Annotated in this window: 18 protein-coding genes and 1 pseudogene; 8 read left to right on the top strand and 11 right to left on the bottom strand. The window is 39.2% G+C overall.

The genetic code is table 11. The annotated features are described in order from the left end of the window. Window positions 1-9 precede the first annotated feature (9 nt). The 6 genes and pseudogenes from dapE to rluC form a co-directional block, all read right to left on the bottom strand. A complete protein-coding gene (dapE, locus tag NYR60_RS06125) occupies window positions 10-1,146 on the bottom strand; it encodes a succinyl-diaminopimelate desuccinylase (protein WP_279466148.1) in 1,137 nt (378 codons plus the stop codon). Between the two features lie 288 nt (window positions 1,147-1,434). Beyond that, entirely contained in the window at window positions 1,435-1,782 is a 348-nt protein-coding gene (locus NYR60_RS06120) for an ArsC family reductase (RefSeq protein WP_279466147.1), read from the bottom strand. A gap of 16 nt (window positions 1,783-1,798) precedes the next feature. Then, window positions 1,799-2,640: pseudogene (gene folP / locus NYR60_RS06115) on the bottom strand (dihydropteroate synthase). After that, a complete protein-coding gene (locus NYR60_RS06110) occupies window positions 2,640-2,945 on the bottom strand; it encodes a nucleotidyltransferase family protein (RefSeq protein WP_279466146.1) in 306 nt (101 codons plus the stop codon). The pseudogene folP and the gene NYR60_RS06110 overlap by 1 nt, the downstream one beginning before the upstream one ends. Next, window positions 2,929-3,363: a nucleotidyltransferase substrate binding protein gene (locus NYR60_RS06105; RefSeq protein ID WP_279466144.1), complete on the bottom strand. Its 435-nt coding sequence runs from the start codon at window positions 3,361-3,363 to the stop codon at window positions 2,929-2,931. The genes NYR60_RS06110 and NYR60_RS06105 overlap by 17 nt, the downstream gene beginning before the upstream one ends. A gap of 19 nt (window positions 3,364-3,382) precedes the next feature. After that, on the bottom strand, window positions 3,383-4,345 hold the full coding sequence (rluC, locus tag NYR60_RS06100) for a 23S rRNA pseudouridine(955/2504/2580) synthase RluC (RefSeq protein ID WP_279466143.1): 963 nt from the start codon (window positions 4,343-4,345) through the stop codon (window positions 3,383-3,385). Window positions 4,346-4,566: 221 nt separating this feature from the next. Here rluC and NYR60_RS06095 point away from each other — a divergent pair, with 221 nt between their 5' ends. Further along, the gene (locus NYR60_RS06095) at window positions 4,567-5,478 is read left to right on the top strand and encodes a mechanosensitive ion channel family protein (RefSeq protein ID WP_279466142.1); all 912 of its coding nucleotides are present in this window, start codon (window positions 4,567-4,569) and stop codon (window positions 5,476-5,478) included. A gap of 74 nt (window positions 5,479-5,552) precedes the next feature. On the opposite strand, the gene nhaA is transcribed toward NYR60_RS06095, so the two are convergent. Beyond that, window positions 5,553-6,725, bottom strand: a complete 1,173-nt coding sequence (gene nhaA, locus NYR60_RS06090) for a Na+/H+ antiporter NhaA (RefSeq protein WP_279466141.1) — start codon at window positions 6,723-6,725, stop codon at window positions 5,553-5,555. Window positions 6,726-6,892: 167 nt separating this feature from the next. Here nhaA and NYR60_RS06085 point away from each other — a divergent pair, with 167 nt between their 5' ends. The 6 genes from NYR60_RS06085 to glnA all read left to right on the top strand — a co-directional run bounded on the left by NYR60_RS06085 (window position 6,893) and on the right by glnA (window position 11,876). Beyond that, complete coding sequence (locus NYR60_RS06085) at window positions 6,893-7,321, top strand: EamA family transporter (protein WP_279466140.1); 429 nt, start codon at window positions 6,893-6,895, stop codon at window positions 7,319-7,321. A gap of 59 nt (window positions 7,322-7,380) precedes the next feature. After that, window positions 7,381-8,109, top strand: coding sequence for a 4'-phosphopantetheinyl transferase family protein (locus NYR60_RS06080; RefSeq protein WP_279466139.1), 729 nt, complete (start codon window positions 7,381-7,383; stop codon window positions 8,107-8,109). Then, complete coding sequence (psiE, locus tag NYR60_RS06075; RefSeq protein ID WP_279466137.1) at window positions 8,102-8,521, top strand: phosphate-starvation-inducible protein PsiE; 420 nt, start codon at window positions 8,102-8,104, stop codon at window positions 8,519-8,521. The genes NYR60_RS06080 and psiE overlap by 8 nt, the downstream gene beginning before the upstream one ends. A gap of 9 nt (window positions 8,522-8,530) precedes the next feature. Further along, window positions 8,531-9,154: an ADP-ribose diphosphatase gene (gene nudF, locus NYR60_RS06070; protein ID WP_279466135.1), complete on the top strand. Its 624-nt coding sequence runs from the start codon at window positions 8,531-8,533 to the stop codon at window positions 9,152-9,154. A 206-nt stretch (window positions 9,155-9,360) separates the two neighbouring features. After that, entirely contained in the window at window positions 9,361-10,188 is an 828-nt protein-coding gene (gene cpdA, locus NYR60_RS06065) for a 3',5'-cyclic-AMP phosphodiesterase (RefSeq protein ID WP_279466134.1), read from the top strand. Between the two features lie 272 nt (window positions 10,189-10,460). Beyond that, a complete protein-coding gene (gene glnA / locus NYR60_RS06060; protein WP_279466133.1) occupies window positions 10,461-11,876 on the top strand; it encodes a type I glutamate--ammonia ligase in 1,416 nt (471 codons plus the stop codon). A gap of 51 nt (window positions 11,877-11,927) precedes the next feature. Here glnA and yidD read toward each other — a convergent pair whose 3' ends face one another. The 4 genes from yidD to metJ form a co-directional block, all read right to left on the bottom strand. Then, window positions 11,928-12,230: a membrane protein insertion efficiency factor YidD gene (yidD, locus tag NYR60_RS06055; RefSeq protein WP_279466132.1), complete on the bottom strand. Its 303-nt coding sequence runs from the start codon at window positions 12,228-12,230 to the stop codon at window positions 11,928-11,930. Beyond that, window positions 12,188-12,553 (bottom strand): ribonuclease P protein component, encoded by a 366-nt coding sequence (rnpA, locus tag NYR60_RS06050; protein WP_279466131.1) that lies wholly within the window; start codon window positions 12,551-12,553, stop codon window positions 12,188-12,190. Before rnpA ends, yidD begins: the two co-directional genes overlap by 43 nt. Before the next feature lie 31 nt (window positions 12,554-12,584). Then, complete coding sequence (rpmH, locus tag NYR60_RS06045; RefSeq protein ID WP_005599701.1) at window positions 12,585-12,719, bottom strand: 50S ribosomal protein L34; 135 nt, start codon at window positions 12,717-12,719, stop codon at window positions 12,585-12,587. A gap of 198 nt (window positions 12,720-12,917) precedes the next feature. Next, window positions 12,918-13,235 carry a met regulon transcriptional regulator MetJ gene (gene metJ, locus NYR60_RS06040; protein ID WP_279445325.1) on the bottom strand — a complete coding sequence of 106 codons (318 nt, stop codon included), beginning with the start codon at window positions 13,233-13,235 and terminating at the stop codon, window positions 12,918-12,920. 169 nt (window positions 13,236-13,404) lie between these two features. Between metJ and NYR60_RS06035 the strand changes: the two genes are divergently transcribed. Continuing rightward, window positions 13,405-14,151 (top strand): MlaA family lipoprotein, encoded by a 747-nt coding sequence (locus tag NYR60_RS06035; protein ID WP_279466130.1) that lies wholly within the window; start codon window positions 13,405-13,407, stop codon window positions 14,149-14,151. The last annotated feature ends 21 nt before the right edge of the window (window positions 14,152-14,172 follow it).

Below are 14,172 nucleotides of genomic sequence, written 5' to 3'. Positions count from 1 at the left end.
TATGAAAAGCTATTCGCCATTCAGTAAATTTTCCAGAATTTGGTAATACACTTCGCCACATTTACCAAGATCGTCCACGCTAACACATTCATTTACTTTATGAATAGTGGCGTTTAACGGCCCGAACTCGACCACTTCTGCACCCATTAATGCGATAAAGCGACCGTCTGAAGTCCCTCCACTCGTATCTAAACGAGGGGTAATTTTTGTGACATTTTCAACCGCTTGTACCGCCGCTTTGACTAATTTACCATTACCGGCTAAAAACGGTTTACCGGACAAATTCCATTCAATACGGTGTTTTAAAGCGTGTTTATTCAGCATTTCCGCTACTTTATTTTTAATGATTTCGTCAGTAACTTCTGTGCAATAACGTAAATTAAATTGCACATATAATTCGCCCGGAATCACATTATTACTGCCGGTTCCAGCCTTAATATTGGCAATTTGCAAACTTGTCGGTGGGAAAAATTCGTTACCGTTATCCCATTGATATGTGGTTAATTCGGTTAAGAAATTCAATGCGGTATGTACCGGATTTTCAGCTAAATGTGGATAAGCAACGTGTCCTTGAATCCCTTCAATATAGAGATTGGCAGTTATAGAGCCACGTCTGCCGTTTTTAATCACATCGCCCAACACTTTACCGCTGGAAGGTTCGCCCACGACAGCATAGTGTACCGCTTCTTGACGAGCCATAAGTGTTTCAACAACTTTTACTGTGCCATCTTTGGCTGCCGCTTCTTCATCGGAAGTAATTAGTAACGCAATTTTACCTTTATGATTCGGATTATTTTTCACAAAAGTTTCGGCGGCGATCACAAGTGCGGCAAGAGAACCTTTCATATCTGCTGCACCTCGACCATAAAGTGTACCGTCTACAATTTCGGCGGAAAACGGTGGGTATTGCCATTGTGATTCATCGCCTACCGGTACAACATCGGTATGTCCGGCAAATACCACACAAGGATCTTCTGAACCGTGTGTTGCCCATAAATTTAGCGTATCACCGAACGGTAGCCATTCGAGAGTAAATCCCACCGCTTCTAAACGTTGAGCGATTTCTGCCTGACAACCACAATCATTCGGGCTAATTGACGGGCGGCGGATTAAGTTTTGAGCAAGTTCAATAATTGTGTTTTTCATTTCTTTTTCCGAGATAAAGAGTAATCTGCAATAAGTAAAATTACATTGCAAACTATCCAGGGGATTAAACTGAAGGTAATAAAACAGAGCGTAACAACAACATAGTTATGTGAAAAAATTGTCCAAGCTGTGACACTTTCATCACATTCTTCAGCCGTCATATTAAAATCACACCAGCCGTATTCAAAATATTCATTAACATCTGATACAAATCCGGTTGAAAAATAAGCGATAGGAAGTGCAATTAAAGCATTTATACTACACAACCAAAATAATGAACGAATGATTCTACGGTAGTAGTGATTTCGCATATTCTTCTTCATTAAATCCAATCAAGGCAATCCCGTCTTGTAAAATAATCGGACGTTTAATCAGTGTTGGCTGCTCGGTAAGCACTTGCAAAGCAGTGACAAAATCAAGATTATTTTTAACCGCTTGATCGAGATTTCGCCAGGTTGTAGAACGTTTGTTAACCAAGGCTTCCCAGCCAAAAACTTCCGCTGCTTGAGAAAGAAAATCCGCAGGTAAGCCATCATTACGGTAGTCGTGAAGTTGGTGAGCAATATTGTTTTCAGTTAACCATTTCAAGGCTTTTTTAACTGTATCGCAGTTTTTAATACCATAAACTTTAATCATCTTATTTCCTTATTTTTTATGCTTCAATTGTTGCCTGCCACACTTTTAACATATCGGCAGTTTCCGCCACATCGTGTACCCGAATAATTTTCGCCCCATTTTGCACGGCAATTAAGGCACTAACAACCGATGCTGCCACACGTTGATCAACTGGTTTACCGGTTACTGCACCGAGCATTGATTTACGAGATAAACCTGCAAGTACCGGAAAACCAGCATCCGAAAAGGCTTTCAAATTCTTAAGTAGTGTAAAGTTATGCTGTACACTTTTTCCAAACCCAAAGCCGGATCGAGGATAATATGTTCTTTTGGAATCCCTGCGGTGATACATTCAAAAATGCGTTGATTAAGAAAATCCGCTACTTCTTCCAATAAATCATCATATTCGGGATTTTGTTGCATATTTTGTGGATTGCCTTGCATATGCATTAAACAAACCGGCAAACCTAATTCAACCGCAGTATCTAACGCATTCGACTCAGTTAAGGCTCGAATATCATTCAGAATATCAGCACCTACTTTTGCTGACTGTTTAAACACTTCCGCTTTTGAACTGTCAATGGAAATTAAACAATCGAAACGTTTATGTACCGCATCTACCAAGGGTACAACACGTTCCAGTTCTTGCTCAAGCGTTACAAGTTCCGCATTAGGACGGGTTGATTCACCGCCGATATCAATAATATCCGCCCCTTCGCTCAACATTCTTTCCACTTGAAATAACGCTTTATCCAATGTGAAAAACTTGCCTGAATCGGAAAAAGAATCGGGCGTGAAGTTTAAAATCCCCATAATTTTCGGCTGGGTTAAATCTAGCAAGCGGTCTTTTTTTTGATAATTTTTGAAATGAATTTGCATTATTTCTTCTCTTGTAGCACAACATAATTGGCTTGTATGTTGGTATGGAAATTTGAGGGAATTTGCTCCCATAAATGAATATCAACCAGCATAGGTAATAAACTGCTTTGAAATGCTTTTCGTAATTGGGCAAGATCAGCTTCACCCTTTACCACAAGATCCAAATCACTTCCCTCGTGTCCATTACCATTTACACGGCTGCCATAAGCCCACACCTCTGCAAGCGGTACATTTTCCGCCAAAATTTGCAAAATAACAGATAGATGTTTTGGTTTAACCGCTAATTTTTCAATCGGCTGACGCATCGAAAACCTCTTTCATTACACCGGCTAATGTACGTAAATCAACTAAATAGTGAGGCAACATTGTCAATGTTTCTTCGGCAAAAGCGACTCCATAATCGTGGGCGGTAAGATTACGATTTGCTCGGTAAGTTAACCAACGTTCAGTCGCAGCTTCGTCAAGTAAACCGTGTTTATTGGCATAACGAAATAAGTCATTGAATACCAGACGATCTATTTCTCGCGGACTACCACTATACAATTTCAGTACTTTTCTAAGTAATTTTCCTGTTGTTTCTAAAGAAAGTTCAAAGCTCTTAATAGCTGCATTGCGAAATAAATCATATAGTACCGTATCTTTAGGATCTGTTTCCGTTAAACGTAAAATGGCTTGTTCCAAAGTGTCTGCAGTATGTTGCAGATGCTCGACACTTAAACTCATCACAGCCTCCTATTTGTAGTTATTTTTCTGCTCTCAACTTCGCTAATACACCTTTTAAGGTTTTATCCAATGGAGCGGTAATCAGCATTTCTTCGCCGGTTTTCGGGTGTTCGAAACGAATTGAATAAGCGTGTAAAAATAAACGGTGTAAACCAACCGCTTTCATTTTGCTGTCAAATTCCGCTTCGCCATATTTATCGTCTAACGCAATCGGATGTCCTGCGTATTGGGTATGTACACGAATTTGATGAGTACGGCCAGTTACAGGTGAGGCCTTCACTAAAGTCGCATTGGCATAGCGTTCTTCGATCGCAAAGCGAGTTTCGGACGGTTTGCCTTCTTCGCTCACTTTGACAATACGTTCACCGCTTGCCAATTCATTTTTAAGCAAAGGTGCTTTAATCACTTTTACGTGTGACTGCCATTGACCACGTACTAAGGCGAGATAATCCTTTTGTACCACTTTTTCACGCAATTGCTCGTGCAGATTACGCAAAGCCGAACGCTTTTTCGCCACCAATAGAATACCGGACGTATCACGGTCGATACGATGAACCAATTCCAAAAATCTTGCTTCTGGACGTAACGCACGCAATGCTTCAATCACACCAAAGTTCAAACCGCTACCACCGTGAACGGCAATGCCAGACGGTTTGTTAATCACTAACATCACTTCGTCTTCATACAAAATTTGCTGTTCTAATTCGGCAACTTTATTGAGTTTAGTGGAAATCGGTGCTTCGTTTTTCTCGGCAACACGCACCGGCGGTACACGTACAACATCGCTCTCTTGTAATTTATATTCCGGTTTGATTCTGCCTTTATTCACACGCACTTCGCCTTTACGCACAATACGGTAAATTAAACTTTTCGGCACGCCTTTCAATTTAGCGAGCAGGAAATTATCCAAACGTTGCCCGGCTTCATCATCACTAATGGTAAAAAACTGCACGCTGGCACTGATTACTTTTTCTGTGGTCATTGTTCTACTTCTTCATCAAAAATTTTGTCGATTTTAACATAATCACCCACGGCGAGGCAGGCAAGCGGTCAGATTTCTCAAAAATTTTACAAATAGCCTGCACTAATCATAATTTATATTGTCATTAGTACGCATTTTATGCAAAATGCACGCCTCAAATTTCTTGGTTCCTTAGTATTATGCTAAGGAATTTTTATCTCTCTTAAATAAAGGAAAATAAAATGTCAGCAGAAAAAACCGCTGAAACGGCACAACACGTTGATGTTGTAGCTGAAACGACAAAAGTGATTGATAAAGTAAGCACAATGGATATGCAAACTTTATTAAATGATTGGGTTATCCCATACGGTACGAAAGTATTGTTAGCGATTGTGATTTTTATCGTGGGTAAATTCTTAGCCCGTATCATCAGTAAATTGTTGGGTAAAGCGGCATTAGCTTCAACCAAAGACGAAATGTTACAAAGTTTCGTTAGTTCAATCAGTTACTTCTTATTGTTATTAATTGTAGTGATTGCATCGCTTTCACAATTAGGCATTAACACCAGTTCATTAGTGGCATTAATCGGTGCGGCAGGTTTAGCAATTGGCTTATCATTGCAAAACTCATTACAAAACTTTGCGGCAGGTGTGATGCTATTAATCTTTAAACCATTCCGTAAAGGCGATTTAATTGAAACCGGCGGAATGACCGGTACAGTTGAGCAAATGGGCTTATTAGTATTAGAACTGCGTACCGGCGATAATAAAACCGTATTAATTCCAAACGGGAAAGTATTCTCAGATAGTATTGTGAATTATTCGGATAACGAAACTCGCCGTATTGATTTTACGTTTGATATTGCCTATGAATCAAACTTAAAAGAGGCGAAGGATATTGTGACACGTATTTTAGAAAATGATGCGTTAGTCTTAAAAGATCCGGAATTTGTGGTGGCAGTTGGTGCTTTATCGGCAAATAGTGTACAACTTGTAGTGCGTCCTTGGGTAAAAACTTCAGATTATTGGACCGCTTACTGGGGCATTACTGAAACGGTGAAACTTGAGTTTGATAAAGCAGGTATTGAGATTCCGTATAATCAAATGAATTTACATCTTGCAGATAACAAAAGTATTGCGATTGAGCATAAATAATCATCTGATAATTTAAATCAAAACGGTCGGTTGTATCAAGCAACCGACCGTTTTTTATGCTTTAAAAGCAAAGATTAATAAGTTTTTTTCGTCGTTATTCTTAGTAATGTATAACCAATAATGGCAGAAACGAAAGTCCCCATTAAAATACCTAAACGGGAAAGTGGTAGTAGGCTTTCATCTGCATTCTGTTCACCGAATGCAAGACCCGCAATAAACATCGACATGGTAAAACCGATACCACAGAGTACCGCAATCGCAAAAATCTGTTTGAAGTTAATACCTTCCGGTAATTTTGCCATCCCAAATAAGACGGATAAGTAGCTAAATAAGAATACGCCGACCGGTTTACCGATAATTAAACCTAACGCAACGCCTAGTGGTAACGGCGAAGCTAATTTATCTAAACTCATTCCATCAAGCGATACACCGGCATTTGAGAAAGCAAAGAGCGGTAGAATCGCAAACGAACACCAAGGTGCTAAGATATGTTCAAGATGATAAAGCGGTGTTTCGCCATTTTTACCGCGTAACGGAATACAGAAACCGATAATTACACCAGCGAGTGTAGCGTGTACTCCTGATTTCAGTACCGATGTCCATAAAATTGTACCGATAATCGCATAGTTGATTAACCCAATAACTTTATAGCGGTTCATTGCCACTAAAATAACAATCGCAATACTAGCAATGGTTAGTGCTTGCATACTCATTTCATGCGAGAAGAATAAGGCAATCACGACAATTGCACCCAAGTCATCAATAATTGCTAACGCAAGTAGAAACACTTTTAATGCGGGAGGGACTTGTTTACTGAGTAAAGCCACAATCCCTAAGGCAAATGCAATATCGGTTGCCATCGGAATTGCCCAACCTTGTTGGTATTCCGGATTATTTTGGTTAATAAACCAATAAACGAGTGCCGGCACAACCATACCGCCAAGTGCAGCAATGGCTGGAAAAATTGCTTTCTGAGGGCTGGACAGAGAGCCTTCAAATAATTCGCGCTTGACTTCTAAGCCAACCAAAATAAAGAATACCGCCATAAAACCGTCATTAACCCACATTAATAACGGTTTATCGATGCTGAATGCACCGACTTTTACCACAACATCCATCTGTAAAAAACTAAAATACAGCTGATTGAGGTCAGTATTAGCAAATATCATTGCAAGCAGGGCGGATATAAGTAGTAAAATCCCACTTGCTGCTTCTAGCTTCAGAAATTTCTGAATCTGTTTGATCATAAAAATCCCCTCTGTAAGATACTTATCTTTATCGTATAATGATTATACTTAATGCGGACATTAACATTTTTTTAACCAAATACAAAAGTCAAATCAGTATATATTTTGTGAAATTTGGCTATTTATTAGGTTTGTTTGCTTTTTTTATAATCATTTTGGAGTGGTTTATGTCAAATGAGTGGCTATATTGGGCGTTAGCTTCCGCTTTATTTGCCTCGTTGACCGCAATTTTTGCTAAAGTCGGCTTACAGGGCATTGATTCGGATTTTGCTACTTTTATCCGAACCGTGGTGATTCTAATCGCACTTGCCGCCTTTCTAACTTATAGCGGTAAATGGCAACCGTTCGGTTCGCTGACAGGTAAAAACTGGACATTTTTAATCTTATCCGGACTCGCAACCGGCGGTTCATGGTTGGCTTATTTCAAAGCGTTACAAATCGGAAATGCCTCACAAGTTGCTCCGATTGATAAATTTAGTCTTGTCTTAGTGACTGTATTTGCTGTGATTTTTTTAGGCGAAAGACCAAGCGGTCAAGATTGGATTGGTATTGCACTCGTTGCGGCAGGCGTTTTAACCCTTGCGATAAAACGGTAGAATATCGCTTATTTTTTGCAAAATTTTGATTCAATTTAACCGCTTGTAAGATCCCATTTATGCCAGATTCATTCCCTATTATTGAAGTAGTATTTGCACATTGTGATGAGCCGCTACCGCATCCTTTTTTACCGCCGGCAGGGCTTTCCGAACGCCAATTAAAACGTTGGCAAAGTCGTAGAACAGCTCAATTTTTATTGGCAAAGCTGTTTGAAAAATATCAATTGCCGCCAGCACTATTAGCGAATATTCAGCGTACCCAAAGCGGCAGACCTTTTGTATCAAATGAACAAATTGATTTTAATATCAGCCATTCGGGGGATTGGGTTGCTGTCATCTTTTGCTATCATAAACACAAATTACAAGTGGGGATTGATATTGAACATCCGCAAAAAGTCAGACGTTATGCTGATTTATTACGTCATTATGCAAATCGAGAAGAAATCGTAGGGCTACTCGAACAGAACTATACGCCTTTTACTGAATTAACAGACCGCTTTTATTTGAGCTGGTGCTTACATGAAGCCGTATTAAAATCACAAGGCGTAGGGATTGTGCAATTATCAGAGGTAAAACATTTGCCAAAACAACGGATTATCAGATCGGTACATTGTCCAACAGGGACATTACATTTTTATCATCAGTTGCCATTTTATTTATGTTACTTTTATCAGGATTTATGTGATTCACTTGCCGTTATTCGTCAATGGAAAGACGGGAAATTACAAAAAGTCACTGATTTTGAACCGCTTATTTATCAAGTTAACCCAAGGGATAAAAATGCCTAAACTTACTTTAGAAGAACAACACTCGCGATTTGGAAAAGTTATTTCTGAATGTTTCCAGTGGATACTTAATATTTCACTATTAGTTGCCGGCTTATTATTGTCTTATTCACTCTTTTCGGAAGCCTATTCTTTATACGAATTATTGGCAAACCACAGTGAAAAATTCCAAATTGTCGAGAAAATCGTGATTTTCTTTCTCTACTTTGAATTTTTAGCCCTGATCGTACAGTATTTTAAATATAATTATCACTTTCCGTTGCGTTATTTTCTGTATATCGGGATTACCGCAATGGTACGTTTAATCATTGTCGATCATTCTAATGCAATGCACACGCTCTTGTTTGCACTCTCTATTTTAGTGATGATTATTGCATTATTTATTGTTCATACAGACCGCTTACGTAAAAGCTAAGGAATTTATATGGCTGAGATTCTTCAATTCTCACAAAACGATTTACAAATAATAAAAGAAGAAACCGTTTATAAAGGGCATTTTGAACTGAAAAAAATGTATTTTCGTCATAAGTTGTTCAGTGGCGAAATGAGCGGTGAAATCGTACGTGAATTATTAATTAAAGGGGCGGCATCCGCACTGATTGCCTATGATCCGGTTCGTGATAGCGTTGTATTAGTCGAACAGGTTCGTATCGGCGCTTATGCTCCTCATTCGGATAAATCGCCGTGGTTATTGGAACTGGTTGCCGGTATGATTGATAAAGGAAATGAAGATCCGGCGGAAGTCGCTATTCGAGAAGCACAAGAAGAAGCTGGTTTATATGTTGAAAAGGTGGAACACGCACTCAGCATTTGGGATAGCCCGGGTGGGCAATTAGAGCGTTTGCATCTATTTTTAGGGCTAGTTGATAGCTCTACCGTTCAATCAGGTGCAGTACACGGTTTAGAAGAAGAGGGTGAGGATATTTTGGTACACGTAGTAAGCCGTGAACAGGCGTATCAATGGGTATGTGAAGGCAAAATTGACAATGTAATTGCGGTAGTCGGTTTACAGTGGTTACAGCTGAATTATCAAAAATACCAAAAGTAAGTATTAGTCTATTGAACAGACTAAAGTTTTCGCCCTCGAGAGAGGGCGAATTTGTTGATAAATACGCAAAAAATGTAAATTTTTGTGAAAAATGAGGTATAACGCTCATTTTTAAACTTAACTAGCTGATAAACTTAAAGAAAGTAGTATAAAGTTGCCCAATTACGAGGGAATAACAACAATAACATAAAACTAAGGGGCATAGTATGGGTAGCTTTTATTCATTAGGTAAAAAAGAACCGGTAGTGCGAGTTCTACAAATTACGGATCCGCATTTATTTTCTTCTGAAAAAGATGATTTGCTTGGTGTAAATACCACGGATAGTTTTCAAGCGGTACTTGACCAAATACAACAAAGTGAATTTGATTACGATCTGGTATTGGCAACCGGTGATCTTATCCAAGATCATAATCCTGAGGCTTATCATCGTTTCGCTGAAATGGTTAAACCGTTGGCAAAGCCGATTTTTTGGCTAGAAGGAAATCATGATTTACAGCCGCATATGGGGTTATATTTAGCAAAGTATCCACATATTTCTCCGGCAAAACATATTTTAACCGGTGAGAAATGGCAAATTATTATGTTGAACAGTCAAGTAGCTGGAGCTGCAAGTGGACATCTTTCATTTGGCCAATTATCTTGGTTAGATAAAAAACTTGCCGAATATCCGGATCGTTATACGTTGGTTGTTCTTCATCATAATATTTTATCTACGCATTCCGCATGGCTTGATCAACATTGCTTAAATAACAGTGAACAGCTAGCGGAAGTGTTACAACATTACCCCAATGTTAAAGCGATTCTGCACGGACATATCCATCAAGAAGTGGATGCACTTTGGAAAAATTACCGTGTGTTTGCCACACCTTCCACTTGTATTCAATTTAAACCCGATTGTGATGAATTTACCCTAGATATGCTTCCGCAAGGCTGGCGAGAATTAAATTTATTTGATGATGGACATATCGAAACGGAAGTGAAGCGGTTAAATTCCAACGCATTTTTACCGGACTTTAAATCGAAAGGTTATTAATGGATTTTTGTTAAAATGGCTAGGTAAAACCTAGCTCATTTTATTTTATCGCTTTCGTATTAATGGCAATCGTTTATTTCTGAATTATTGAGTCACTTATTTCGACGCAAACGTTTAACTTTCGATATTCTCCTTTTTCAAAACAAATATCTTTCGAATCAAAATTTTTTGTAAAATATTGCATTTGTCTATTTAAAAATTTCTCAAATTCTTGTATCTTTCTTCTTTCGCAAATTCCTGTGAAAATTAACCCGCTTGAAGGAAGTCCCACAATGTCTGTAAAAAGAGTATTTGATTTAATTAAAGATAACGATATCAAATTCGTAATGTTAAAATTTACCGATATCAAAGGTAAAGAACACGGTGTTTCACTCCTGGTAAGTTTAATCGGTGACGATTTAGAAGACTTATTTGAAGAAGGGAAAATGTTCGACGGTTCGTCTGTTGAAGGTTGGAAAGCGATCAATAAAGCCGATATGCTTTTAATGCCAATCGCTGAAACCGCTGTTGTTGACCCTTTCGCTCGAATCCCTACTCTGACTATCCGCTGTAGCATCTATGACCCAAACACAATGCAATCTTACGACCGTGACCCACGTTCAATTGCTATTCGTGCAGAAAATTACCTAAAATCAACCGGTATCGCTGATAGCGTAATGTTTGGTCCGGAACCGGAATTCTTCTTATTTGATGATGTACGTTATAACGTTGGTATGAACAACGTATCGTATAAAATCGATGATATTGAAGCGGCTTGGAACACGAATCGTAAATACGAAGACGGCAATACAGGCTATCGTCCACTCAAAAAAGGCGGTTACTGTGCTGTTGCACCAATTGATTCAGCACACGATATTCGTTCGGAAATGTGTTTAATTTTAGAAGAAATGGGCTTAGTGGTTGAAGCACATCACCACGAAGTGGCAACAGCAGGTCAAAATGAAATTGCGACAAAATTCAACAGCCTAACCTTAAAAGCGGACGAAACACAGATCTATAAATATGTCGTGCAAAATGTTGCATTAGAACACGGCAAAACCGCTTGCTTTATGCCAAAACCGTTTGCTGGTGATAACGGCTCAGGTATGCACTGTAATATGTCATTAAGTAAAGACGGCAAAAACGTATTTATGGGCGATAAATATGCAGGTTTATCTGAAACGGCACTTTATTACATCGGCGGTATCATTAAACACGCTAAAGCATTAAATGCGTTTACTAACCCAAGTACCAACTCATACAAACGTTTAGTACCGGGCTTTGAAGCTCCAGTATTATTAGCGTATTCAGCGAGTAACCGTTCTGCATCAATCCGTATTCCTGCAGTAACTAGCCCGAAAGCAACACGTGTTGAAGCTCGTTTCCCGGATCCGTTAGCAAACCCATACCTCTGCTTCGCTGCATTATTAATGGCAGGTTTAGACGGTGTGATTAACAAAATCCACCCAGGCGATGCAATGGATAAAAACCTTTATGACTTACCACCGGAAGAACTTAAAGAAATTCCGGCAGTGGCAAGTTCATTAGAGGAAGCATTAGACTCACTTGAAGCTGACTATGAGTTCTTAACTCAAGGCGGCGTATTCTCGAAAGAATTCGTAGATGCATATATTGGTATTCGCCGCAAAGAGGTTGAGCGTTTAAATATGACGCCACACCCAGTAGAATTCGAAATGTATTACGCATAATTGCAAAAAGATCTAAAAAGGCGACCGCTTTGGTCGCCTTTTGTTTGCCACTTACTTTTCTTGCTTATTGGTATGACGATGGCAGCAAGGCGGAACAGGATCTTCACCGCCGTCATTCCAAGGATGACAACGTGCAATACGTTTCGCCGCTAACCAACCACCTTTTATTGCTCCGTGTAATTTAATCGCTTCGACCGCATAAGTTGAACAAGTCGGATAAAAACGACAACGAGGTCCAATTAACGGACTAATACAATAACGATAGAAATAGATTGGTAACAAAAGCAATTTGGCGGCAACAGAGGGTGTTACTACGCTTGTGGCTTTTTCGCTAGACGGATGTGACGAGCCCATAGCTTCTCCAACATCGCAAAAAGTGTGGCATTATCAAGTTTACCAATACCGCCTTTTGCTACAAACACAAAATCTGCACTTGGTAATTCATGCTGCTTTAAACGAAAACTTTCACGCACAATACGTTTAATACGATTACGATCGTGAGCACGCTTTAAATGTTTTTTAGCGACAGTTAAACCAAGACGAGGAATATCGAGATGATTATGGCGAGCGAGAATAGTAAGTTCGGGAGTGCTAGCTCGAAGCGGCTGTTCGAACACAGCTTTAAATTGAATGGGAGCTAACAAGCGTAGCTCCCGAGAAAAGGTTAGCTTTTTCACTGATGTGATAAGGCTTTGCTTTAACTGCAAATTATGCAGATAAAGATTTACGACCTTTAGCACGACGACGTGCTAAAACTTGACGACCGTTTTTAGTAGCCATACGAGCACGGAAACCGTGAGTACGAGCACGTTTTAATACAGAAGGTTGAAATGTACGTTTCATTGCTATCTACCTAAATATTTAAATATGTTGGCTGGAATTAAATCTTTGCCAAACGAGGACCATAAAAAAGAGTTGCGATTTTACCGATAAATTAAACAGAAATCAAGAATGAAAGCAAAATAGAGATAGATTGTTTGTAAATTTATATTATTTATTCGGATAAACCGTACTAAATCCCGAAATAGGATAGGATCTTGGTTAATATTGCCATTGATCCGGATCGATGCCTAATTCACGCATTTTAACTTTGGCTTCTTCAGGAATTTCATCACTGCGATCTTTCATTAAATCGTCATCCGTTGGCAATGGCTGTCCGGTAAATGCGTGTAAAAAGGCTTCGCATAATAATTCGCTGTTAGTTGCGTGACGTAAGTTTTTGATCTGACGACGCGTACGTTCGTTAGTTAAAATTTCTAATACTTTAATTGGGATCGAAACCGTGATCTTTTTTACTTGCTCACTTTTTTTACCGTGTTCGGCATAAGGGCTAATATATTCGCCATTCCAATCTGCCATGTTAAAAATCCTGTTTTAGCTAAAATTGTGATTATTGTAATCAAAACTTGATTTTCTCGCAATCTAGACGTCTAGATTTCTATCTCTAATTTTACGCTGGTTTACTTTGTGTTTTGTAGCGAGTTGGTTAGAATATAACAATGATTTTTCTAATTAAGGCAATTTAGCTATGAAATTAAAACAATTAGGTTTAGTTGCAGGCGTGATCATGTTAACCGCTTGCTCCTCAGCAATTGACCAAGCCACCGGTGAGCGTAAAGATCCGTTGGAAGGCTTTAACCGTGCGATGTGGAAAGTCAATTACGATTATGTTGATACTTATGCTCTTAAACCGGTTGCAAAAGGTTGGCGTGATTATGTGCCAAGTCCGATTAAAACCGGTTTAACCAATGTGGCGAATAACCTCGATGAGCCGGCAAGTTTTGTGAATCGTTTATTAGAGGGAGAAGGTAAAAAAGCGATGATTCACTTTAATCGCTTTTGGATTAACTCAATTTTCGGTTTGGGTGGTTTAATTGACTGGGCGAGCCAGACAAAAGATTTAAAATTAGATAACGGTAATCGTGAGTTCGGTCATACGCTAGGCAGTTATAATGTGCCGGCAGGCACTTATATTATGGTGCCGGGCTATGGGGCTACGACACCACGTCAAGCGGTCGGAAAAGTCGCGGATTCTGCATATCCAGTATTATCAATGTTAACTATGCCTTGGACTGTTGCGAAATTCGCTGTGCAAGGTGTGGATAGCAGAGCAAAATTATTAGATCAGGACGCACTATTACAACAATCAGCCGATCCATATGTCACTTTCCGTGAGGCATATTTCCAAAACCTTGAATTTAAAGTGAGTGATGGTAAAGCTCAGGAAAGCGGTAAAGAGCAGCTTTCTGAAGAAGATTTAAAAAATATTGATTAATCTCAGGCGGTCAAATTTGCA

The sequence above is a fragment of the Actinobacillus genomosp. 2 genome (genome assembly GCF_029773605.1).
GTDB lineage: Bacteria > Pseudomonadota > Gammaproteobacteria > Enterobacterales > Pasteurellaceae > Actinobacillus.
Note: the sequence above shows the minus strand (reverse complement) of the source record. Positions and strands in the feature narration are given on the sequence as shown.